Annotated in this window: 15 protein-coding genes and 1 pseudogene; 8 read left to right on the forward strand and 8 right to left on the reverse strand. The window is 62.6% G+C overall.

The genetic code is table 11. The annotated features are described in order from the left end of the window. Positions 1-18: 18 nt before the first annotated feature. From OCK01_RS17560 to argH, 4 genes are all read right to left on the reverse strand, one after another. Positions 19-2,649, reverse strand: coding sequence for a TIGR02302 family protein (locus OCK01_RS17560; protein WP_263825044.1), 2,631 nt, complete (start codon positions 2,647-2,649; stop codon positions 19-21). 115 nt (positions 2,650-2,764) lie between these two features. Continuing rightward, entirely contained in the window at positions 2,765-4,036 is a 1,272-nt protein-coding gene (lysA, locus tag OCK01_RS17565; RefSeq protein WP_182828063.1) for a diaminopimelate decarboxylase, read from the reverse strand. Between the two features lie 13 nt (positions 4,037-4,049). Continuing rightward, entirely contained in the window at positions 4,050-4,238 is a 189-nt protein-coding gene (gene lptM, locus OCK01_RS17570) for an LPS translocon maturation chaperone LptM (RefSeq protein WP_263825045.1), read from the reverse strand. 96 nt (positions 4,239-4,334) lie between these two features. Then, positions 4,335-5,735, reverse strand: a complete 1,401-nt coding sequence (gene argH / locus OCK01_RS17575; RefSeq protein ID WP_263825046.1) for an argininosuccinate lyase — start codon at positions 5,733-5,735, stop codon at positions 4,335-4,337. Positions 5,736-5,769: 34 nt separating this feature from the next. Between argH and tlpA the strand changes: the two genes are divergently transcribed. Continuing rightward, positions 5,770-6,438, forward strand: coding sequence for a thiol:disulfide interchange protein TlpA (tlpA, locus tag OCK01_RS17580; protein WP_263825047.1), 669 nt, complete (start codon positions 5,770-5,772; stop codon positions 6,436-6,438). 6 nt (positions 6,439-6,444) lie between these two features. Here tlpA and OCK01_RS17585 read toward each other — a convergent pair whose 3' ends face one another. After that, entirely contained in the window at positions 6,445-11,157 is a 4,713-nt protein-coding gene (locus OCK01_RS17585) for a calcium-binding protein (protein WP_263825048.1), read from the reverse strand. Positions 11,158-11,418: 261 nt separating this feature from the next. Here OCK01_RS17585 and OCK01_RS17590 point away from each other — a divergent pair, with 261 nt between their 5' ends. From OCK01_RS17590 to OCK01_RS17610, 5 genes are all read left to right on the forward strand, one after another. After that, the gene (locus OCK01_RS17590) at positions 11,419-12,693 is read left to right on the forward strand and encodes an aspartate kinase (protein WP_182829371.1); all 1,275 of its coding nucleotides are present in this window, start codon (positions 11,419-11,421) and stop codon (positions 12,691-12,693) included. A 90-nt stretch (positions 12,694-12,783) separates the two neighbouring features. Then, a complete protein-coding gene (gene ptsP / locus OCK01_RS17595; RefSeq protein WP_263825182.1) occupies positions 12,784-15,051 on the forward strand; it encodes a phosphoenolpyruvate--protein phosphotransferase in 2,268 nt (755 codons plus the stop codon). A gap of 12 nt (positions 15,052-15,063) precedes the next feature. Next, complete coding sequence (prfA, locus tag OCK01_RS17600; RefSeq protein ID WP_182828069.1) at positions 15,064-16,149, forward strand: peptide chain release factor 1; 1,086 nt, start codon at positions 15,064-15,066, stop codon at positions 16,147-16,149. Continuing rightward, complete coding sequence (gene prmC, locus OCK01_RS17605; RefSeq protein ID WP_263825049.1) at positions 16,146-17,030, forward strand: peptide chain release factor N(5)-glutamine methyltransferase; 885 nt, start codon at positions 16,146-16,148, stop codon at positions 17,028-17,030. The genes prfA and prmC overlap by 4 nt, the downstream gene beginning before the upstream one ends. A gap of 303 nt (positions 17,031-17,333) precedes the next feature. Then, positions 17,334-18,086, forward strand: coding sequence for a DUF4167 domain-containing protein (locus OCK01_RS17610; protein WP_263825050.1), 753 nt, complete (start codon positions 17,334-17,336; stop codon positions 18,084-18,086). A 75-nt stretch (positions 18,087-18,161) separates the two neighbouring features. Here the strand turns inward: OCK01_RS17610 and OCK01_RS17615 are convergent, their stop codons facing one another. From OCK01_RS17615 to OCK01_RS17625, 3 genes and pseudogenes are all read right to left on the reverse strand, one after another. Next, on the reverse strand, positions 18,162-18,635 hold the full coding sequence (locus OCK01_RS17615; RefSeq protein WP_182828072.1) for a chemotaxis protein CheW: 474 nt from the start codon (positions 18,633-18,635) through the stop codon (positions 18,162-18,164). A gap of 2 nt (positions 18,636-18,637) precedes the next feature. Next, positions 18,638-20,433, reverse strand: a pseudogene (locus OCK01_RS17620) (methyl-accepting chemotaxis protein). A gap of 349 nt (positions 20,434-20,782) precedes the next feature. Continuing rightward, the gene (locus OCK01_RS17625; RefSeq protein WP_182828073.1) at positions 20,783-21,064 is read right to left on the reverse strand and encodes a YMGG-like glycine zipper-containing protein; all 282 of its coding nucleotides are present in this window, start codon (positions 21,062-21,064) and stop codon (positions 20,783-20,785) included. 303 nt (positions 21,065-21,367) lie between these two features. On the opposite strand from OCK01_RS17625, the gene OCK01_RS17630 reads away from it, so the two are divergent. Next, entirely contained in the window at positions 21,368-21,853 is a 486-nt protein-coding gene (locus tag OCK01_RS17630; protein WP_263825051.1) for a (2Fe-2S)-binding protein, read from the forward strand. A 27-nt stretch (positions 21,854-21,880) separates the two neighbouring features. After that, the gene (locus OCK01_RS17635) at positions 21,881-24,220 is read left to right on the forward strand and encodes a xanthine dehydrogenase family protein molybdopterin-binding subunit (RefSeq protein ID WP_263825052.1); all 2,340 of its coding nucleotides are present in this window, start codon (positions 21,881-21,883) and stop codon (positions 24,218-24,220) included. Positions 24,221-24,229: the final 9 nt, after the last annotated feature.

A 24,229-nucleotide genomic window follows, 5' to 3' on the forward strand; every position in this document is an offset into this window, starting at 1 on the left:
ATCTCACCAAGCCGGCGATCACTTCAAGTCGAGAAGTCTTTCCAGATAATCACGTTCAATGATGCTCGCAGGTCCCTCGCCGAGGCGCTTGCGGATTTCTTCGAGGATTTCGCGAGCGCGCTGGATATCGATCTGGTCGGGCACCTTGACCTGCTCGTCGATGTCGCCGCCCATCTGGCCGGGTCGACGGCCGAGAGGATCGGCGCCGTCGGCCTGCTGGCCCGGCATGCCCATGCCCTGTCCCTGCCCTTCGCCGGCCTGCTGCAACTGCTGCATCATTTCACCCGCGCCCTTGCGCAGCGCTTCGAGAGCGCGTCCCTGCGCGTCGGCGGAGCGTTGACCCTGCGATTTGCCGAGCGCATCGGATGATTCGCCCATTTCCTTGCCGGCTTCGCCGAACCCCGGCATCGGTTTCATGCCGAGTTCGGAGAGCTTCTTCTCCATGCCCTTCAGATCTTTCTGCAGCTGCGCCTGACGCTCCTTGAGAGCCTTCAATGCCTCGCGCAGCTGGTCGGCCGTCATCTTGTCATCCGGCGACGGCTCCTCGCCGTTCGGATCTCCGGCCTGCGGCTGTCCCTCCTCACCCGGCGGCGTCATGTCCTGGAAAGGATCTTCGTTGTTCAAACCCTGTTCGTCGCGCGGATCGCCGCGCTGCATGCGGTCGCGAAGCGTCTGTTCGAGCCGATGGGTTTCCTCCATCAGCTTCTGTTGTTTCTGCATCAGCTCGCCCAGCCGGTCGATCTGGTCGCGCATCGGATTGTCGCCCGGCTGGCGCTGGTTCTGCGGCCGCGCCGTCTGCAGGTTGTTCATCATGCGCTGCATTTCCGACAGCAGCTTCTGCGCCTCTTCGCGCGAGCCGGAGCGGGCGAGATTTTCGAGCTGGTTGAGCATCTTGTCGATGTCCTGCGCCCGCATCATCTTCTGCGGCTGGCTGGCCATCTGGTTGTTTTCGGGATTGCCCATGCGCTTGGCGAGTTCGCTGAGATAGGTCTTCATCGCCTCGCGCAATTCCTTCATCAACGCTTCGATCTCCTTGTCGGAGGCGTTGCGCGACAGGGCTTCCGACAGTTTCTGCTGGGCGTCGCGAAGACGCTTTTCGGCATTGGAGAGATCGCCGTCCTCGATATAGCGGGCGACGTCCCAGAAATAGCCCGACGTTTCCTCGAGCGCCGGCACGGTGTTGGCGAGGCGCAGCCGGTTGCGGGTCGATTCGAGCATCAGGTAATGCGAGAGATTCGGGATCGTCTCGTCGGCGCGAAAGCCGGCGATTTCCGAGAGTTGCAGCGCTTTGGGAACTTTGTTGACGTCGAGCGCGAAGACCTGCCGCTGTTCGGCGATCGAACCGGCGAGCGGCTGGGTAAAGATGCGTTGCGGCATCACGATCGTCTTGGTCTCGCTGCGGGTTTCATGTCCGGCGGCGTCGCGGGCGACCAGGGTCACCGCCACTTTCTTGCCGGAGAGCGGATGTTCGGTCAAATCCCTGCTCGCGGTGGCCTTCACCGACTTGGCGTTGCCGGGCACGTCGAGCCGAAATATGGGCGATTCGAACAGGGCGATCGCCTTGGGGTCTTGATCGACAGGCTTGATTTCGGCCCGCGCCTCGGTGATCCCGTAGTCGTCCCCCGCCGCGAAGGCGATTTCCAACGCGCCATTGACGGCGCGATCCGGCTCCTTGTCGAAGCGAATGGTCGGTGCCGCGTCCGGCGTGAGCTTGAAGGCGAAATTGATCGCGCCCAGCGCAAACGAACCGTCACGGGCGAGCTTGACGGTGTAACTCGCGCTTTCGGGCGCGGTTGCGACAGGCTTCGCAGCATCCTTCTCGGCAGTCGGTTTGTCCGGCGTCAACAGCACGTCCTTGTCGGAGCCGGCGGGCGTGAAGCTCGCCTGCTCTCCGGCGGCAAGACCGCTGACGCGGACCGTCAACACGGAGAATTGCGGGGCGACGACAGGGGCGTCGGCGTCTGGAGCAGGGGGGTTCGCACCGCGTTGCGCGGTGAGATAGATCGGCGCCGCGCCCGTGTAAGCGGGCGGCGTCAGCCAGGCGTCGATGCGGCTGGAAGCCGCGATATCCTCGGGTGAGGAAAAGGTGAAGGCGTCGGAGACGCGGCCGCCGAAATTGGACAGCGAAAAGCTCCAGGCCACCACGAGCCCGAGCACGGCGAGGGCGCGCAGCGCATAGGGATCGCGCCGTGCGATATCCGGCGCCGGACCGCCGCTGTCGATCGCGCCGATCGTGCGCGCCATACGTTCCTGGTGGGCTTTCCACAGGGCGAGCGCGAAGGGATCGGATGTCGCGGGCGCTTCGTCCTGGACGCGGATCGCCTGATGGCCGAGGGCGCTCTTCTGTTCGAGCCTGCTGTCGATCTCGTCCGGCGTCGGCCAGCGGAAACGACCGAGAGACAGGAGCGATACGGAGAAGCCGAACGCGAAGACCACCAACGCGGCGATCTTCAATCCCGACGGCAGCGGCCTCCAGAAGCCGAACCAGCTTGCGATCAGGAACAGGCTGATGACGCCGAGTACGGGCAGGAGCGCGATAACGCCGCGTTCGGCGACGATCACCGAGGCTGCGAGCCTCCGCATCCAGGCGATCCGCCGTTTCAGGCGGCTCATGTCTGGGGGCGGCGCGTTGTCGTCCGTCGCTGTCATCCGGAGCCCTTGATGCGTTGTGACCGAAGCAGAAGCATAGCATTCTTTTGGGCAAAGGCGAGGCAAGCCCCGCAATTGCGCGATCACAATGACTTTAGGCCTTGCTTGTGGAGCGTCAGCCTTCCAGCCAATCGGGCAGGCTGTCGGCGCCGATCATGTCGTCATAGCTCGGTCGCGAGCGAATGACGTGAAAGGCCTCGTCCTTGACAAGGACTTCGGGAATGAGCGGGCGCGAATTGTACATGCCGGCTTGCACCGCGCCATAGGCGCCTGCGGAACCGACCGCCAGCAGATCGCCCGGCTTGGGCTCGGCCATTTCCCGATCCAGCGCCAGATAATCGCCGGTCTCGCAGACGGGTCCGACCACATCGGCGCGGATGCGCGGCGAATTGGCGGCGGTGATCTCGACCGGCATGATCTCGTGCCAGGCCTCATAGAGCGTGGGGCGGATAAGGTCGTTCATCGCCGCGTCGACGATCACGAAAGTCTTGTCGCCGCCGTCCTTCACATAGACGACTTCGGTGACGAGAATGCCGGCGTTGCCGACGATCAGCCGGCCCGGTTCGGTGACGATCTTGCAGCCGAGGCCGCGCAGCTGGTTCTTGACGACCTTCGAATAGGCTTCGGGATTGGGCGGCGGATTGTTGTCGAGCTTGTAGGGAATGCCGAGACCGCCGCCGATATCGACATGCTCGATATGATGGCCGTCGGCGCGCAGCGTCTCGACCAGCTCGGCGAGCAGCCGGAAGGCGTCGTCGAACGGCTGCAGATCGGTGATCTGGCTGCCGATATGCATGTCGATGCCGGTGACTTCGATGCCGGCAAGCGTCGCGGCATGCGCATAGACGGCGCGGGCGCGGTCATAGGAAATGCCGAACTTGTTTTCCTTCTTGCCGGTCGAGATCTTTGAATGGGTCTTGGCGTCGACGTCGGGGTTGATGCGGAAGGACACGGGCGCCCGCTTGCCCTTGGCGATGGCGCAGGCGTTCAGCGCTTCGAGCTCCGGTTCGCTCTCGACGTTGAAGCAATAGATGCCGGCGTCGAGCGCGAAATTCATTTCGCGCGTCTTCTTGCCGACGCCCGAAAACATGATGCGATCGGCGGGAATGCCGGCGGCGAGCGCGCGGCGCAATTCGCCTTCCGACACCACGTCGATGCCCGCGCCCATGCGGCCGATCGTCTTCAGCACCGCCTGGTTGGAATTGGCCTTCATCGCATAGCAGACCAATGAGTCCACGTCCGAAAAGGCGTCCTTGAACACCCGCACATGACGCTCGAGCGTGGCGGTGGAATAGAGATAGAACGGCGTGCCGACGGCGGCGGCGATTTCGGGAACGGAGACGTTCTCGGCGTAGAGCACGCCGTCCTTGTAGTCGAAATGGTTCACGGCGGGGATCCGATCAGAGCAGAGGGTCGAGGATGAAGGGGCGGTCTTCGATCTTGGCTTTTTCGCCAGCCTTGGGTTTCTGCGCCGGCTCGGTCTGGCCGGGCGTTTCGAGATCGCCCTTGCGGCCGCAGCCGGACAGCGCCAGCCCGGCCGACATCAACAGGGCTATCGAAATAAAGCGGACTGAAAGGGTCTTCGACATCGCGGATCCTTGAAACTGACTGCCGTCCTGATTAGCGAAAAAAGCGGCGGCGCGCATCTCTATTATCGTGATGCGCGCGCAAACCGGCGTTATGGCTCAGACACGCCCGCGCCAGGCGGCGATCTGGCTTCGCACCTGGTCGGGCGCCGTGCCGCCATAGCTCTTGCGGGCGGCGACCGAGGCTTCGACGGTGACGACCTTGTAGACGTCTTCCGTCACGCCGGGATGGATAGCCTGCAATTCATCGAGCGAGAGATCGGATAGATCGCAGGCTTTGCTTTCCGCCAGCGCCACGGCGCGGCCGGTCACATGATGGGCTTCGCGGAAGGGCAGGCCGACGGCGCGCACCAACCAGTCGGCGAGGTCGGTGGCGGTGGAGAAACCTGCGCCGGCGGCGGCCTTCATCCTGGTCACGTTCACAGTCATGTCCGCCACCATGCCGGTCATGGCGGCGAGCGCCAGTTCCAGGCTTTCAGCGGCGTCAAACACCTGTTCCTTGTCTTCCTGCATGTCCTTGGAATAAGCGAGCGGCAGGCCCTTCATCACCGTCAACAGCGCGATCAGCGAACCGTTGATGCGGCCGGTCTTGGCGCGCACCAGTTCCGCGGCGTCGGGGTTCTTCTTCTGCGGCATGATCGACGAGCCGGTCGAGAACGCGTCCGACAGACGGATGAAGCCGAACTGCGGCGTCGTCCAGATGACGATCTCCTCGGCGAAGCGCGACAGATGCGTGGCCGAGATGGCGGCGAGCGACAGGAATTCGAGTGCAAAATCGCGATCGGAGACGGTGTCGATCGAATTGCGGGTCGGCTCGCGGAAGCCGAGCGCGGTGGCCGTCATGTGACGGTCGATCGGATAGGGCGTGCCTGCCAGCGCCGCCGCGCCGAGCGGGGATTCGTCGAGGCGGGCGATTGCGTCGCGGACACGCGAGCGGTCGCGGCCGATCATTTCGACATAGGCCATGCAATGATGACCGAAAGTGACCGGCTGGGCGGTCTGCAGATGGGTGAAGCCCGGCATCACGGTGTCGGCATGCGCCTCGGCCTTGTCGAGAAAGGCCTTGATCAGGCCGGTCATCAGCGCATCCGTCTTGATGAGTTCCGCCTTGACCCAGAGGCGGAAATCCACCGCCACCTGGTCGTTGCGCGAGCGGCCGGTATGCAGGCGGCCGGCGGCGGGGCCGATCAGTTCGGCCAGCCGCGATTCCACATTCATGTGGATGTCTTCAAGTTTGCGTGAGAAGACAAATTGTCCGCTTTCAATCTCGCCCTTGATCTGATTAAGCCCGGCGATGATCTGGTCGCGATCGGCGTCCGTGATGATCTTTTGCGCCGCCAGCATGGTCGCATGGGCAATCGAGCCGGCGATGTCCTGGGCGTAGAGTTTCTTATCGAAGCCGATCGAGGCGTTGATTTCCTCCATGATGGACGCCGGGCCCGCCGCGAAGCGGCCGCCCCACATCTGGTTGGAGGAAGAATTCGAATTGCCCTCGGACATGACGCGCCTTGCCGTTTTTCAAGAGATGGACCCGATGAAGGACAAGAAGCCGACCCTCTTTCCCTCCACCAAACTCGTGGCGATCGCCGCCCTTGCGGGTCTTGTCGCCGGTGGTATCGCCGTTTACATGAAGGAAGCCGGCGATGGCAATGGCGCATCCGCCGCCGCCGCCAGCCAATGCGCGCCGGCGAAAGCGGTCGCGGCCCGGCTTCAGCCGCTCGCCAAGGGGCAGGTGGCCGCCTTCATTCCGGCAAACGATCCCACGCCGCTGTCTCTTCCCGTGCTGAAGGACGAGGCCGGCAAGGACATATCGATCGACGGCTACCGGCCGAAGGTTCAGCTCGTCAATCTCTGGGCGACATGGTGCGTACCCTGCCGCGAGGAAATGCCGGCCCTGAACGGGTTGCAAAAATCCATGGGCGGCGATCACTTTCAGGTGACCACGATCAATCTCGACAACGGCGACGCGGCCAAGCCGATCGCGTTCCTGAAAGACAACGAGATCGACGCGCTGCCCTTGCATCACGACGCCAGCCTGTCGAGCTTCAACGCGCTCAAGAAGCTCGGCGTCGCCATGGGCCTGCCCGCCACCGTGCTCGTCGACGGCCAGGGCTGCATGCTCGGCGCCATGAACGGCCCCGCCGCCTGGGACAGCGACGACGCCAAGGCGCTGATCAAAGGCGCCCTCGGCGAGGGCGCCTGAACGGCGTCAGCTCCAGATGAAGTCGGCGGTCGTCAGGTCGTCATAGTCGATGCCGGTCAGCTGGATCACCATGTCGGTCGCCGCATCGCCGTTGACGTCGACATAGAGCTTGTCGCCGATTTCCGAGAAATACGCCTGAGAATTGCCCGTGGCGCCGAACGACGTCGCATTTCCGAGATAGGTGAATGTGCCGGTCAGCAAGCCTGAAAAGACGAGGTCGTCGGTCGCGGCCGTGAAGTCCGCGATGACGTCGGTTTTTGTCGACGTCGACTGGCTGATGCTGCTGAAGATGAACTGATCGGTGCCTGTGCCGCCATAGACTGTGTTGACGCCCAGACCCATGCGGATCGAGTCGTCGCCGGTGCCCAGTTCAATCTTTGAGAAACTCGACGCCTGTTCGTCGAGAACGATGGAATTGACGCCCGCGCCGGCCAGGATGTTTTCGACATTGGCGAGCGTGGCCGTGCCGGCTGCGGCGAATGTCAGATAATCGGTGCCGCCTCCCAGATCGATATAGGCTCCGGTGTAGCTTGTGCTGAGGGTGATCGAATCGTCTTCCGACGCTCCGGACAGGGATTCCACCGCCGTCACCGTTGCGGTCACGCCATCGGCGAAGGTCACTGTATCGGCGCCGCTGCCGAGATTGATGGCGCCGCCGGTCATGTCGCCCTCGACCCTGACCGTATCGTTGAAATTGCCGCCATTGATCGTCTCGGCGAATTCGATCGTCAGCGTATTGACCGCATTGTCGAGCGACACCGTGTCGTTGCCGCCGCCGAGTTCGAGCATCACGCCCTGCGCCGACCCCGAGAAAGAGATCCTGTCGTCGCCTGCGCCTGCAGTCACGGTTTCCACGCTGGATAGCGTAATGATGTTGCTGCCGGAACCAAGCTCTAGGGTATCGACGCCGCTTCCGAGGCTGAAGAAACCGAGATAGCTCGATGAACCCGTATGGACGGCGTCCCGATCCGTGCCGCCATAGACGGTTTCGACGCCGGTGACCGTGAGCGTGTTGCCGTCGCCGGCGTAGAGCGTCAACCGGTCGCTGCCGTCACCGAGGCTGATCGAGCCGCCGGAAAGGCTCGAATCGAAGACGATGACGTCGGTCTGCGACCCGCCATTGACCGATTCGACATAGGCCACCGTCGCGGTGACCGCCACATTTGACCAGGCCAGAATATCGTTGCCGGCCCCGAGGTCGATCATGGCTATGGCGCTGGCTGCGGTGATCGTGAGATTGTCCGCGTCGCTCGATCCGAAAATGCTCTCGATCAATCCGACCGACAGCGTCCCGCCGTCGTCGAAGTAAAGCGTGTCCTGGCCGCTGCCGAGATTGAAAGAACCACCTGTCCACGAGTCGGACAGTTGAATCGTGTCGTTCTGCGAGCCTCCCGTCACCGTCTCTATGTTCCTGACCGTGACAGTGTTGTTGAAATTCGCGAGCGTCACCTGATCCGCGCCGGCGTCGAGATCAAGCATTGCTCCGGTGACCTGTTCGACGAAGGCGACGATGTCGGACCCGCTGCCTCCGGCTACGGATTCGACGCCGATGATCGTCATCATCGCGCCGCTCGCGTCGATCTTCACGGTGTCCGAGCCTCCGCCCAGATTGATCGTTCCGCCAGAATAAGTGTCGGTGAGCACGACGAGATCGTCACCTGCGCCCCCTGAAACGGACTCGACATTCTGGACGCTGACCGTGCTGCCGCCAGAAAAGAGAAACACCGCGTCGGAATTGCCGCCGAGATCGATCCTGACCGCGCCGTTGGCTCCGAGATAAACCTTGTCGGCGCCTCCGGCGCCGGTGATGGTTTCGGCGTTCAACACGGTGAGGGTGGAGCCCGAGCCGTTGAGGATGACCTGATCGGAGCCGCCGGCAAGATCGAAGTAGCCCACCGTGACGCCGGCGGAGCCCAAAGTGACGGCGTCGTTGCCGCTGCCGCCATTGACGGTTTCGACCGACATGAGCGTCACCGTCGTGTCGACATTGCCGAAATTGACCGTGTCGAACCCGGAGCCGAGATTGATCTGCGAACCGGTCACCTCTCCCTCGAGCGTCAGCACATCGGTGGTGGATCCTCCGAGAACCGATTCGGTGTTGGAAATGGTCAAGGTGTTCGCGAAGTTGGCGAGCGTCAGGCTGTCGGTTGAATCGCCGAGATTGACTTGAGCGCCTGTGACCTGTTTGGTGAAAACAACGCTGTCGGCCGAGACGCTGCCGGTTACCGTTTCCACCGAAATCAGCGACACGGTGCCGCCGGTCGAATCGAAGATCACCTGATCGAGGCCGTCGCCGAGATCGAGGACCATCGCCGATACGCTCGATCCGAAAATCAGCACGTCGGAGACGCTGGAGCCGACGACGGATTCGATGTTGCTGATAGTGATCGTGTTGGCGTCGGACGCGGAGGTCGCCCCCAGCCGCAGGATGTCTCCATCCACGCCGCCGCTGATCGTCTGGCCCGTGCCGTCGACCGTATCTGCAGGATTTCCAAGGTCGATTTCCCCGACATAGGGTCCCAGAAGTGTGATGTCCTGCTTCTGGCCATTGCCGATGATCGTCTCTGTATTCGTGAGAGTCGCCTTTGCAAAGGCGTTGATGATGACGCCGTCGCTGCCGCCCCGGAGATCCACCAGTCCGAGTTCGATCAGCGATCCCTTCTTGTTGTCGGGCATCACGATCGTAACGAGGTCGGATTGATTGGAGCCGATGATCGTTTCGGCAAGCGCGACGGAAACCGTCGTGTCGGACATGACGTCCGAGAGATCGAGCATATCCAGCCCGCCGCCCAAATCGATCGCCCCGGCCGTATAGGAGCCAGAGAGATAGACCTTGTCGGTCGACGTTCCGCCGACGATGGTCTCCACGTCCACCATGGTCACGGTGTTGACGTAGTTCGCCAGCGAAACGATGTCGATCCCGGAGCCGAGGGTCACCAGACCCGCGGTGATCTGGGTGCTGAAGGTGACGTTGTTGTCGACGCTGGAGCCGTCCGCATTGACATTTTCGACATTGGCGAGGGTGATCGTCGCGCCCGTCTCGGAGAAGTCTACCGTGTCCTCGCCGTCGCCCAGATCGATTGAGAGACCGCTGATGGCGGACACGAGGTAGATCGTGTCGTCGCCGGCCTTGCCGATGATCGTTTCGACATTTTCGACGGTCACGGTGTTGCCGTTCACCGACGTCACGAGCGTGTCGACGCCTCCTCCGAGATCAACGTTGAATTCGCCGTCGGTCGGCTGGGCTCCAAGAAAGACATAGTCGGTCTGGCTGCCGCCGAGAATGGTCTCGGTATTGGCGATCGTCAGCGAATTAGCCGCGTCGGCGAGCGTGATCTGGTCGTCGCCATCCCCCAGATTGATGGTGGCGCGGGTCAGCCGGCCCGATACGGTGATGAGATCGTCTTCGGCCCCGCCGATCACTGTTTCGATCGAGGCGATGGTCAGCGTGTTGTCGAAGTCGGCCAGCTTCAGGCGATCGTTGCCGTTATAGAGATCGTAACGCCCGCCGGTGATCTGGTCGAGCACCGTGATGTCGTCGCTTTTCGTGTGCAGCGTGCCGGTAATGGTTTCGACGCCTTGGACGGAAACCGTGTTGTTGTATTTTCCGAGCTTCAGCGTGTCGCCTTCTCCGCCGAGATCGATGGTCAGGCCATTCGCCAGCGTTCCGATCGTGACGACGTCCTTGCCGTCTTCGGCGCCGATGATCGTTTCGATATTGCGCAGCGAAATCGTCGATCCGTCCTCGAACAGAAACACTTTGTCGTCGCCGCCACGCAGGTCGATCGAGGTCGCCGTCTTGTCCATCATATAGACGATGTCGGTGCTGCCGCCGCCATAGATGGTCTCGACGCTGAAGAGGGAGACCGTGTTGCGGAAATTGTCGAGCGTCAAGACGTCCTTGCCGCCGGCGAGATCGATTTCAAGACCTCTGGCGGCGCCGCTCCAGACGACGCTGTCGATGCCGTTTGCGCCGAGCACGGATTCGGCGTTGGCGATGGTGATGGTGTTGTTCGAGCCCTTCAAGATCAGTTCGTCGGCTGCGCCGCCGCCGAGATCGTAGGACACGCGCGTCACTGCGGAGCTCACCGTGATCACGTCGTTGCCGCTGCTTGCCGTCAGCGTTTCGACGCCCGATATGGTGACGGTGGACGCATCGTTGAGGAAGAGTTTGTCACCCTTGGAGCCGAGATCGATCCGACCGCCGTCCATTTCCGTCTGTATATAGACGATATCGCTGTTGGACCCGCCGAGAACCGTCTCCGTGTTCGAGACCGTGATGAGATTGTTCTTGAAATTGTCGAGGTCGACCGTGTCCGTTGCGCCGTCGCCGAGGTTGATGACGACGCCGTTGGCCACCTGATCGAACAGGATTTTCTGCGTGCCGTCCCCGCCGGTGACCGTTTCGATGTTGTAGATCGTCACGGTGGCGCCGTTGTCCTGCAGCTGCAGCTTGTCGTCGCCGCCGCCGAGATTGATCGCACCCTGCGTCAGATTGGAATCATAGCGAACGATGTCGTCGCCGCTCGAACCGAGAATGGATTCGATGTCGCTGACCACGACCGTATTGCCGGCGGCTTTCAGGATCAACGTGTCGCGACCGCCGCCAAGATCGACGCTGTCGTTGCGGACCGAAGCCGTCACCACGATGGTGTCGGCGGCGGATGTTCCGCTCACGGCGCTCAGATCGGAAACGGTTTTGGTCGTCTTGCTTGCCATGGTCTGACTCCTTGTCATGCTCTTGGAGGCTCGCCGAAGGCCGAGCGCCCGCCCAAATGCCGGCAGGTGAGGGTGATCCTGGATTTAGTGGCTGAAGCTTTAGTGGGGCTGGCTCGTCCAGTTTAACTTTTCGCCTCACATTCCGCCCATTGAATCAGCGTCGGTCTTCCTTTAAGAGACCCGACAATTTCGCCGCGCAGAGGCGGAAGCCGTAAATTTTGGCGCAGCCGGGATGGCGCGCGGGATATGGAAAAGACTGGCATGGCGCGCATCGTGATGAAATTCGGCGGAACCTCCGTCGCTGATCTAGACCGCATCCATAACGTGGCGCGGCATGTCAAACGCGAGGTCGACGCCGGTCACGAAGTCGCCGTCGTCGTATCCGCCATGTCCGGAAAGACCAACGAGCTCGTCGGCTGGGTGCAGAACACGCCGAAAGTGGCCAAGGCGGATTCGCCTTTCTACGACGCGCGCGAATATGACGCCGTCGTCGCCTCGGGCGAGCAGGTGACATCAGGTCTTCTCGCCATCGCGCTGCAGTCGCTCGGCGTCAACGCCCGCTCCTGGCAGGGCTGGCAGATCCCGATCCGCACCGACAACGCCCATGGCGCCGCACGCATTCTCGAAATCGACGGCGCCGAGATCATCCGCCGCATGCAGGACGGCCAGGTCGCCGTCGTCGCCGGCTTCCAGGGCCTCGGTCCGGACAATCGCATCGCGACGCTCGGCCGCGGCGGCTCCGACACCTCGGCCGTCGCCATCGCCGCCGCCGTCAAGGCGGACCGTTGCGACATCTATACCGACGTCGACGGCGTCTATACGACCGATCCGCGCATCGAACCCAAGGCCAGGCGCCTGAAGAAGGTGGTGTTCGAGGAAATGCTCGAAATGGCCTCGCTGGGCTCCAAGGTCCTGCAGGTCCGCTCGGTCGAACTCGCCATGGTTCACAAGGTCCGCACCTTCGTGCGCTCGTCTTTCGAAGACCCCGATGCGCCGGGCATGGGCGATCTTCTCAACCCGCCCGGAACGCTGATTTGTGATGAGGAAGAAATCGTGGAACAGGAAGTCGTAACCGGCATCGCCTTCGCCAAGGATGAAGCGCAGATCTCGCTCCGCCGTCTGGCCGACCGGCCCGGCGTGTCGGCCGCGATCTTCGGACCGCTTGCCGAAGCCCATATCAATGTCGACATGATCGTGCAGAACATTTCCGAAGACGGTTCGCGCACCGACATGACCTTCACCGTGCCGACCGGCGATCTCGAAAAGGCGCTGAAAGTGCTCGACGAGCAGAAGCATCAGGTCGGCTTCGACGTGATCCAGAGCGAATCGGGGCTGGTGAAAGTGTCCGTCATCGGCATCGGCATGCGCAGCCATGCGGGCGTCGCCGCCCAGGCCTTCTCCGCGCTCGCCGCCAAAGGCATCAATATCAAGGCGATCACGACGTCTGAAATCAAGATTTCAATCTTGATCGACGGCGCCTATGGAGAACTCGCGGTTCGCACTTTGCATTCGGCCTACGGACTGGATAAGAAGTAAGGCGAGCCGGGGGGCTGCGTCAGCGTCATGATTTGACATACTGCGTCGACTCCTTTTCCTGGTAGAGCAGTTCGGAAGGGCGCCTTCGTGATCAGAGACATGGCAGCTGGACCGCGTATCCTGCTCAGGCGCTTGCGAGAGCTTTCGGCGGAGCCGCTGGAGCCTCAGGATCGCCTCGACAGGATCGTGATGCAGATCGCCCGCAACATGGTTGCGGAGGTGTGCTCGGTCTATGTGCTGCGCGCCGATGGCGTGCTCGAACTCTACGCCACCGAAGGCCTCAACAAGGAATCGGTCCACCTCGCCCAGTTGAAGATGGGCGAGGGCCTGGTCGGCACGATCGCCGCCTCGGCCCAGCCGCTCAATCTGTCGGACGCGCAAAGCCATCCGGCCTACGCCTATCTGCCCGAAACGGGCGAAGAGCTGTTTCATTCCTTCCTCGGCGTGCCGATCCTGCGCGCCGGCCGCGCGCTCGGCGTTCTCGTCGTCCAGAACCGGGCGCAGCGCCATTATTCCGACGACGAGGTCGAAGCGCTCGAAACGGTCGCCATGGTGCTGGCCGAAATGGTGGCGTCGGGCGAACTCAAGAAGCTCACCAAGCCCGGCCAAGAGCTCGACCTCTCCCGCCCCGTCACGATAGAAGGCGACGCCTATGGCGACGGCATCGGTCTGGGCTATGTCGTGCTGCACGATCCGCGCGTCGTCGTCACCAACCTGCTCAACGAAGACGTCGAACTGGAGCTGAACCGCCTCGGAGAAGCCCTGGGCTCGCTGCGGATCAGCATCGACGACATGCTGTCGCGTCGCGAAGTCTCCATGGAAGGCGAGCACCGCGCCGTACTCGAAGCCTATCGGATGTTCGCCCACGACCGCGGCTGGGTGCGCAAGCTCGAAGAGGCTATTCGCAACGGCTTGACGGCTGAAGCGGCGGTCGAGCGCGTGCAGAGCGAAACGCGCGCCCGGATGATGCGGCTCACCGATCCCTATCTGCGCGAGCGGATGCATGATTTCGACGACCTCGCCAATCGTCTCTTGAGGCAGTTGGCCGGCTACGGCGCGCATGCGGCGGCGGCGGCGTTTCCGAACGACGCCATCATCGTGGCGCGCGCCATGGGCGCGGCGGAACTCCTCGATTACCCTCGGACCAATGTTCGCGGCCTCGTGCTTGAGGAAGGCGCGGTCACCAGCCATGTCGTCATCGTCGCCAAGGCCATGGGCATTCCCGTCGTCGGCCAGGCCGAAGGCGCAGTGTCGCTGGCGGAGAAGGGCGACGCCATCATCATCGACGGCGAAGACGGCAAGGTCCACCTGCGTCCCGCCCAGGACGTGCAGAAGGCCTATGAAGAAAAGGTGCGTTTCCGCGCTCGCCGGCAGGAGCAGTTCCGGGCGCTGCGCGCCGTCGAACCCGCCACGCGCGACGGTCGCCGCATCAGCCTGAACATGAATGCCGGCCTGCTGGTCGACCTGCCGCAGCTTTCGGAAGCCGGCGCCGAGGGAATCGGCCTGTTCCGCACCGAACTTCAGTTCATGATCGCCTCGACCATGCCCAAGGGCGAGGAGCAGGAAGCTTTCTATCGCAACGTCATCAAGCAGGCCGCCGGCCGGCCGGTGACGTTCCGCACCCTCGACATCGGCTCGGACAAGGTCGTTCCCTATTTCCAGGCGATCAAGGAAGAGAACCCCGCGCTCGGCTGGCGCGCGATCCGCCTGGCGCTCGACCGTCCGGGCCTGTTGCGCACCCAGATGCGCGCCCTTCTCAAGGCGGCGGGCGGCACCGAGCTGAAGATCATGATTCCCATGGTCACCGAGGTGCAGGAATTGCGGGCGGTCCGCGTTCTCCTGCAAAAGGAAGTGCAGCATCTCTCCAAATTCGGCCATCTCCTGCCGCGCAAGCTGCAGTTCGGCGCGATGCTGGAAGTTCCGTCGCTGCTCTGGCAACTCGACGAACTCATGGCGGAAACCGATTTCGTGTCTGTCGGCTCCAACGATCTCTTCCAGTTCGCCATGGCGGTGGATCGCGGCAATGCGCGGGTGTCCGACCGTTTCGACATTCTGGAGCGGCCGTTCCTGCGCATTCTCCGCGACATCGTTCGCGCAGGCCAGCGCAACAACACGCCGGTGACGCTGTGCGGCGAGATGGCGGGCAAGCCGCTGTCGGCGATGGCGCTGCTCGGCCTGGGCTTCCGGTCGATCTCGATGTCGCCTGCGGCGATCGGCCCGGTAAAGGCCATGCTGCTCGGGCTCGACGCAAGCGCTCTCGAGCGCATGATGACCGATGCGCTCGACGAAAAGGCGCCGAAAGTCCCGATGCGCGAATTGCTGAAGCGCTTCGCCGAAGAACACAATATTCCGCTTTGACGGTATAGATCCTTGGCCACGCTCCCGCTCGACAAGATGAAGGAACTCGAACGCCGTTTCGCGGAGGTCGAGGCGCGCATGGGCGAGGGCCCGGCGGCAGACGTCTATATCAGGCTCGCCGCAGAATATTCGGAACTGCAGCCGGTCGTGGCGAAGATTTCCGCCTACATGAAGGCGCAGGAAGAACTTTCGGGCCTGCGCGCCATTCTCGCCGACGGCGGCATGGATCGCGACATGCGCGACCTCGCCGAACTCGAACTGCCCGACCTGCAGGACCGGATCGAGCAGCTCGAAAAGGATTTGCTGATCGCGCTCCTGCCCAAGGACGCGGCCGACGAAAAGAACGCCATTCTCGAAATCCGCGCCGGCACCGGCGGCAACGAGGCCGCGCTCTTCGCCGGCGATCTCTTCCGGATGTATGAGCGTTACGCCTCCACCCATGGCTGGAAGGTGGAAATCCTGTCCGAAAGCGAAGGCGAGGCGGGCGGCTACAAGGAAGTCATCGCCGAGATTTCGGGCCGCGGCGTGTTCTCGAAGCTGAAATTCGAATCCGGCGTGCATCGCGTGCAGCGCGTGCCGGCGACCGAATCGCAAGGGCGCATCCATACATCGGCGGCCACGGTCGCCGTTCTGCCGGAGGCGGAGGACATCGACATCGAGATCCGCCAGGAGGATATCCGGATCGACACGATGCGGGCGTCCGGCGCGGGCGGACAGCATGTCAACACCACCGATTCCGCCGTGCGCATCACGCATCTTCCCACCGGCATCGTCGTCACCAGTTCGGAGAAGTCTCAGCACCAGAACCGCGCCAAGGCGATGCAGGTGCTGCGCTCCAAACTTTTGGACATGGAGCGTCAGCGGGCCGACAGCGCCCGGTCTGCGGATCGACGCAGCCAGGTAGGATCGGGCGACCGATCCGAACGCATTCGCACATATAATTTCCCGCAGGGTCGGCTGACCGACCACCGCATCAATCTGACCCTCTATTCGCTCGACCGGGTGATGCAGGGCGAAATCGGCGATGTCGTCGACGCATTGATCGCCGATTTCCAGGCCTCGGAGCTCGCCCGCCTGGGTGAAGGCGGCCTCTCGTGAGCATCACGCTCGGCGCCATGATGGATCGCTTTCGACGCGCGCTTCAGGCTGCCGGGGTCGAGGATGCCGCGGCCGAAACCCGCATTCTCATCGGCGGCGCGCTGGGGCTCGATCGCGCCGCCATGCTGGCGCGCCCCGAACTCGCTCTCCGCTCCGAAGATGAAACGCGGCTCGACGCGATGCTCGATCGCAGGCTCGCAGGCGAGCCGCCGCACCGCATTCTCGGCCGGCGGGAATTCTTCGGCCTAGAATTCCAGTTGAGCGAGGCGACGCTGGAGCCGCGCCCGGACACGGAAACCCTCGTCGAGACGGTTTTGGAACGCTTGCGGCCGCGGCGCGAGGAGCCGCTGTCGATCGTCGATCTCGGCACGGGCACAGGCGCGATTTTGCTGGCTCTCCTGTCCGAAATGCCTCTCGCGCGAGGCATGGCAGTCGACCTCTCCGAAAAAGCCCTCGCCACCGCGCAGAAGAACGCCGAGGTTCTGGGTCTAGCCGATCGCTTCGACACGGGTTGCGGCTCTTGGTTTGCGCCGCTCGCGGGGCGTGTGTTCGACGTGATCGTCTCCAACCCTCCCTATATACCCTCCGCTGTCATCCCGACGCTCGATGTGGAGGTGCGCGAGCATGATCCGCTTCTGGCGCTGGACGGCGGCGAGGATGGCCTGGACGCCTATCGCGCCATTGCAGCCGGCGCCGGCGCGCATCTCGCGTCCATGGGCTTTGTCGCCGTCGAAACCGGCTTCGATCAAAGACAGAGCGTCGAAGACATCTTTCGCGGGCAAGGTTTCATTTTGTCGGAAGCTCGGCGAGACTATGGCGGCAATGATCGGGTGCAGGTCTTTTCCAAAACAAGATCTGTCCAGGCCGCTTTCAGCGCGTGAATATTGAGCTCTTTCCCAAGAAAGGGCTTGGAATCCTTCGGAAAGCGGTCTAGGGTCGCCTCATGCACCGGGCGGCATCCGCTGGATCAGCGATTCGATAATTGATTGCCGGGCTTTGGGGTTTCTCAAAACATACGTCCTGACATATCGAGTCCGGTGCTGGGCTCTGGATTTTTGGAGTAGATTCCGGGATCAGCGGCGTCCGTGGACGTGATCGCGACAGTGAAGCGCGAAAGCTGCGCTCTCAACGCCGATGCGGCGCGTCGGAGCGCAATGGAAACAGACATTTCGGGTGAATGATTGATGAGGCCTGGACAGCAGAAGCAGCGCAGCCGCGGCCGCAGCAGCGGCGGCAACAATAACAGCAACAACAATAACAATAATAACAACAACAACAACCGCAAGGGCCAGAACCCGCTCACCAGAACCTATGACAGTTCCGGCCCCGATGTGAAGGTTCGCGGCACGGCGCAGACGATCGCCGAAAAATATATGGCGCTGGCGCGCGATGCGTCGAGTTCCGGCGACCGGGTCATGGCGGAAAACTATCTCCAGCATGCCGAACATTACAACCGAATCATCGCGGCGGCGCAGGCCATGTATCAGGAGCGTTATCAGCGCGACGACCGGTTTGAACAGGGCCAGGAACGTCAGGATTATTCCGAGCGCGAAGAAGAAGACGGCGACTCCCCGGCAGAGTCCGCAGTACAGGCCGAACCCGCCCATCAGCCACAGCCACAGCCACAGCCTCAGCCGCAAGTTCAGGCTCAGCCGCAAGCGCAGCCTCAGCCGCAGCAGAGGCAGTCGCCGCGTCATTCGCAACCCAAGCCGCAGCCTCAGCCGCAGCCGGTGATCGACGAAAGCACGCCTCAGCCGGTCATCGAAGGCGTTCCGGCCGAAGTCCAGATCGAAACCGAAGCCGCACAGCAGGACGCAGCTCCCGCCGCAGAAAAAGCCACCCGCCGTCGCAGCGCCAGCCGCCCGCGCCGGACGCCGCGCGCCGCCGCAGGCGCCGAGAACGGCGAAGCCGCGCCGGAGCCCGCTCCGGCCGAGTGAGCGCGCGCCGCCAACGACAAAAAGCCGCGCCCGATGCTGTCGGGCGCGGCTTTTTTCAATTTATTCTGCTGCAGCTCAGGCGGCGATGGCTTCCTGATCGTGGAACATCTTGGCGAGATTCAGGAAGCAGATCATGCCGTTTTCGCGAGCGATGATGCCGTCGGTATAGGCCTTGTCGAAAGAAGTGGTGATTTCGGGGGCCGGCTGAACTTCGGAGCTCTTGATGGTGAGGATGTCCGAGACGCGATCCACCAGCATGCCGATGATCATGTTGCGCACTTCGGTCACCACGATCGCGCTGCGCTCGTTGGCGGCGGCGCTCGGCAGGCCCAGCTTGCGGGCGAGGTCTATGATCGGGATCACCGTGCCGCGAAGGTTCATCACGCCGATGACGTCCTTGGGGGAGTGCGGGATCGGCGTCGAGGGCGCCCAGCCGCGGATCTCGCGGATGGTCGTGGTCTTCACGCAGAACTCCTGATCATGCAGGCGAAAGGCGATGATTTCGATCGTGTCGGATTCGAAGATCGCGGTGGACTGCGGTGTCGCCATGCTCAAAACTCCTCCCAGTTGTCAGCGGACTGGGCAATAGCGGCATTGCCTTGGGAGGCGAATGCCCGGTTGACTTTTTGCGGCTTGACCCTGTGCGTCGACATCGGCGGCGTCGCCTGCGCGGCGACGACCGGCGCCGAAGAAATTCTCTGTCGCGAAGCGCCGGTTTTGAAAGTCGCGAGCAACATGTTCAATGCGCTCACTTCCCTGGCAAGACCGTGGCTCGCTGCGGTGGATTCCTCGACCATGGCGGCGTTTTTCTGGGTGCCTTGATCCATGAGTATCACGGTTTCGTTAATTTCGTTTAAACCGACCGCCTGCTCACGGGCCGATTCGACGATGGCGCGGATATTGCGGTCGATATCCTGAACCTGGCCGACGATTTCGGTCAAACGCCGCCGGTCTGCCCGACCAGTCCGACGCCGCCCCGGACCTGCTCCGACGAGGTGTTGATCAGTGTCTTGATTTCCTTGGCGGCCTTCGCAGAGCGTTGGGCCAGTTCGCGGACTTCCTGCGCGACGACGGCGAAGCCTTTGCCCGCCTCGCCGGCGCGGGCGGCTTCCACGCCGGCATTCAGCGCGAGCAGATTGGTCTGGAAGGCGATCTCGTCGATGACGCCGATGATGTTCGAGATCTCGCGCGACGAATTCTCGATCGCGCCCATGGCCGCAATCGCCTGTTTCACGACTGCGCCGGACTTCTCGGCGTTCTCCTTGGTGCGGCTGACCAGCCGGCTCGCCTCGTCCGCCCGCTTGCTGGAGTCCGATACAGTGGTGGTGATTTGCTCGAGGGCCGCGGCCGTCTCCTCCACGGACGCCGCCTGCTGCTCCGTCCGGCGGGCGAGTTCGTCGGCGGCGGCGCGGATCTCGTCGGCGCCCGAGCCGATGGCGAACGCGTTGTTGCTGATCTCGTCCATGGCGCCGCGCAGCCGGCTGATCGAACTGTTGAAGTCATCGCGGATCTTGACGAGATTGTCGGGAAACTGCGCCGTCAGCGTCTGATCGAGATTGCCGGCGGCGAGATCCTGAAGTCCTTGCGCCAGGGCGTCCACGGCGTTGACGCGCAGCGTCACGTCGGTGGCGAACTTCACCACCTTCACCACTCTGCCGGAGGGGTCGAGGATCGGATTATAGCTCGCCTGAATATAGACGGGGCGTCCGTCCTTGCCGATGCGCTCGAATTCGCCGGCCTTGAATTTTCCCCCCGCGAGATCGGCCCAGAATTGCCTGTACTCGTCCGAACGAACGTAGTCGGCGGCGCAGAACATCGCATGTTTCTTGCCGACGATGTCGGACTGCGAATAGCCGAGCGTGGTCAGGAAATTCTCGTTGGCGGTGATGATCTCGCCGGCCGGCGTGAATTCGATCACGGCCTGGATGCGGGATATGCTGTCCAGCTTGCCGGCATCCTCGATGGATTTCAGCTTTTGCTCGGTGATATCGGTGGCGATCTTGACGATCTTTCGCAGTTTTCCGCCCGAGAAGACGGGATTGTACGACGCTGCAATCCAGACTTCGCGCCGGTTCTTGCCGAAGCGGAGATATTCGCGGGCGTCGAATTCGCCGCGCCGCAGCTTGTTCCAGAATTCGCCATAAGTGGGGCTCGCGGCCTCTACGGGGTCGACGAACAGACGGTGATGCTGGCCCCGGATTTCCTCCGGGCTGTAACCCAGCGTTCGGCAGAAATTTTCATTCGCCGACAGAATCTCGCCGTCGACCGTGAATTCGATGATGGCGAGCGACTTTTGCAAGGCGGCCAAGATACTTCCGGCGTCGCCGCCGAGACTGAAAGACATCATTATAGACTCGTCCTACATGCGCCGAATGATCTCGGACATCCAATCATCTTGTTGTGTGGATACGAGCTGGCGCTGCCGGTGCGAAGCCGGGAGAAACAGCGTGAAGTGACGCAGACATCCGGCAGGACGTCGACAAGACGGTGGGCCGCACCGTCGGTCCAAAATTCATCCACGAAGCCACTGTAGATTTCACAAAAGAATTTAACAAAGAATTATGTTTTAATAAAAAAGCGTGTTTCTCGCTCCATGAACGGGCGCAAAACTGATCGGGCCGACATCTCGACGCAACGCCCGATAAAAGAAATCCCGGAGCGTCGCCCCGGGATTGAAAATTCTCTGGCGCCGACGCTCAGTAGCGCACGACCACCCGTGTGCGCTGGCGATAGCGGCGCGGGCAATCGTCGATATAGCGACGGCCCCACTTGTCGCGATAGTAGCACTGGCCCGGCTGGGCGGCCACGGCGCCGAGGACGCCGCCGATCGCTGCGCCGACGGCTGCGCCGCGCACGTCGTTGGACACGATGCCGCCGATGACGGCGCCGGACGCCGCGCCGACCGCTGCGCCTCTTTCCGTCTGGGTGCAGCCGGCCACCGTCAGGCCCGCCACCACGATTGCGATTGCTTTGTACATTGATTGCCTCCGAAAGTTTGCCGGCCATCCGGCAAAAACAAGCTTTCCAGCCGGAACGAACGCCCGTTTCGCGATTCCGACCGGAGATCGCTAGAAGCTAAAAAAGCTCAAAATGTGAATTCGTTCCAGCCTTGAGCAGAAAAATTTCTACCCTGCGCCAATCGGCCGTTGTTGTTCCCGAAGGCACTGTCTCACCAATGCGTCACTTTTTCTGCGCGCACGGCCCGCTCACGACGATGCTGCTTGATGAACGGCGGGAAGCTGGCACACTGCCGGAAGGGTCTAACCCTTGGGAGGATTAGGATGACAAAGGTAACCTTGACGGTGAACGGCCGGCGCATGTCCGCCGATTGCGATGACCGCACCCTTCTCGTGAATTTCATACGCGACAAGCTGGCTCTGACGGGCACGCATGTTGGATGCGACACCACCCAATGCGGCGCCTGCGTCGTTCACATGGACGGAAAGTCGGTCAAGAGCTGCTCGGTTCTGGCCGTTCAGGCGAACGGTTCGGAGATCACCACGATCGAAGGCGTCGCCGCCGACGGCGAATTGCATCCGGTGCAGGCGGCGTTCAAGGAAAACCACGGCCTGCAATGCGGCTTCTGTACGCCCGGCATGGTGATGACGTCGATCGACATGATCCGCCGCCATGGCGGCCAGCTCGACGAAGCGACCGTCAGGCATGAGCTCGAAGGCAATATCTGTCGCTGCACCGGCTACCATAACATCGTCAAATCGGTGTTGTCGGCCGCCGCCGACATGAACGCCAAGCAAGCCGCCGAATAAGATTCAATCTCTCGGGAGGAGAAACCGATGGGTATCGAAGGAATTGGCGCGCGCGTTGCGCGCAAGGAAGACAAGCGCTTCCTCACCGGCAAGGGCCGCTACACCGACGACATGAGCGTGCCCGGCATGAAATACGCGGTGTTCGTGCGCAGCCCGCATGCGCATGCGAAGATCACCGGCATCGACCTTTCCGCCGCAAAGGAGATGCCGGGCGTGATCGGCGTACTGACCGGCAAGCAATTGCAGGAAGACGGCATCGGCAATCTGATCTGCGGCTGGATGATCCATTCCAAGGATGGTTCGCCGATGAAGATGGGGGCCTGGCGTCCACTCGCCTACGACACCGTCCGCTATGTCGGCGACGCCGTCGCGGTGGTGGTGGCCGACAGCGTGGGCGAAGCCCGCGACGCCGCCGAACAAGTGGTGGTCGATTACGACGTGCTGGACGCGGTGGTCTCGGCGACCGACGCGCTGGAAGCCGGCGCGCCGCAGATCCATCCGGAAGCGTCCGGCAATCTGATCTTCGACTGGGAGATCGGCGACAGCACGGCTGCCGATGCGGCCATCGCCCGCGCCGCGCATGTCACCGAGATCGAGATCCACAACAACCGTCTTTCGCCCAATCCGATGGAGCCGCGCGCAGCCCTCGGCATCTATGACGAGGCCGAGGATCACTATACCTGCTACACCACCTCGCAGAATCCGCATGTGGCGCGGCTGGTGATGAGCGCTTTCTACAATGTCGCGCCGGAAAACAAGCTGCGCGTCATCGCCCCCGATGTCGGCGGCGGCTTCGGCTCGAAGATCTATATCTATCCGGAAGAAATCGTCTGTCTCTGGGCCTCGAAGAAGACCGGCGTGCCGGTGAAATGGACGTCGGATCGCACCGAAGCCTTCCTGACCGACGCGCATGGCCGCGACCATGTCTCCAAGGTCAAGATGGCGTTCGACGCCGACAACAAGGTCATCGGCCTCAAGGTGGACACGATCGCCAATCTCGGCGCCTATATGTCGCTGTTCTCTTCGGCGGTGCCGACCTATCTCTATGCGACGCTGCTGTCGGGCCAATACGCCATTCCGGCGATCCACTGCAATGTCCGCACCGTCTACACCAACACCGCCCCGGTCGACGCCTATCGCGGCGCGGGTCGTCCGGAGGCGACCTATCTTCTCGAACGGACGATGGAAACGGCGGCGCGCGAACTCGGCGTCTCGCCGGCCGAATTGCGCAAGCAGAACTTCATCCGCAGCTTCCCCTATCAGACGCCGGTGATCATGAATTACGACGCGGGCGACTACGAGGCGTCGCTCGTCGCCGCCATGCAAGCTGCGGATTGGGACGGTTTTGCCGCCCGCAAGACCGAAGCCAAGACCCGAGGAAAGCTGCGCGGCATCGGCATGAGTTGCTATATCGAGGCCTGCGGCATCGCCCCTTCGCAGGCGGTGGGCTCGCTCGGCGCCGGCGTCGGCCTCTGGGAATCGGCGGAAGTGCGTGTCAACGCGGTCGGCACGATCGAAGTGCTGACCGGTTCGCACAGCCACGGCCAGGGTCATGAAACCACCTTTGCCCAGCTCGTGGCCGATCGCCTCGGCGTGCCGATCGCCAATGTCAATATCGTCCATGGCGACACGGACAAAGTGCAGATGGGCATGGGCACCTATGGCTCGCGCTCCGGCGCCGTCGGTATGTCGGCGATCGTCAAAGCGCTCGACAAGGTCGAAGCCAAGGCCAAGAAGATCGCCGCGCATCTGATGGAGGCCGACGAGGCCGATATCCAGATCGAGAATGGCGAATTGGTGGTCGCCGGCACCGACAAGAAGCTGCCATGGTTCCAGGTGGCGCTCGCCGCTTACACCGCGCACAACCTGCCGTCCGGTATGGAGCCGGGCCTGAAGGAAAGCGCCTTCTACGATCCGTCCAACTTCACCTTCCCGGCCGGCTGCTACATCGCCGAGGTCGAAGTCGATCCGGAAACCGGCAAGACCGAGATCTGCCAGTTCGTCGCCGCCGACGATTTCGGCAACATCATCAATCCGATGATCGTCGAGGGGCAGGTGCATGGCGGCATCGCCCAGGGCGTCGGCCAGGCGCTGCTCGAAGGCGTCATCTATGACGAGAACGGCCAGTTGCTGACGGCGAGCTATATGGATTACGCCATGCCGCGCGCCGACGACCTGCCGTCCTTCTCCGTGTCGCATCAGAACACGCCCTGCCCGGGCAATCCGCTCGGCATCAAGGGTTGCGGGGAAGCCGGCGCCATCGGCTCGCCGCCGGCGCTGATAAACGCCATCACCGACGCCATCGGCAACAATGCGCTCACCATGCCCGCCACGCCTGAAAAGGTGTGGTCGCTCGCCAACGCCTGACCCGGGGAG

Origin of the sequence: Rhizobium sp. TRM95796 (genome assembly GCF_025779995.1) — a bacterium.
GTDB lineage: Bacteria > Pseudomonadota > Alphaproteobacteria > Rhizobiales > Rhizobiaceae > Rhizobium_E.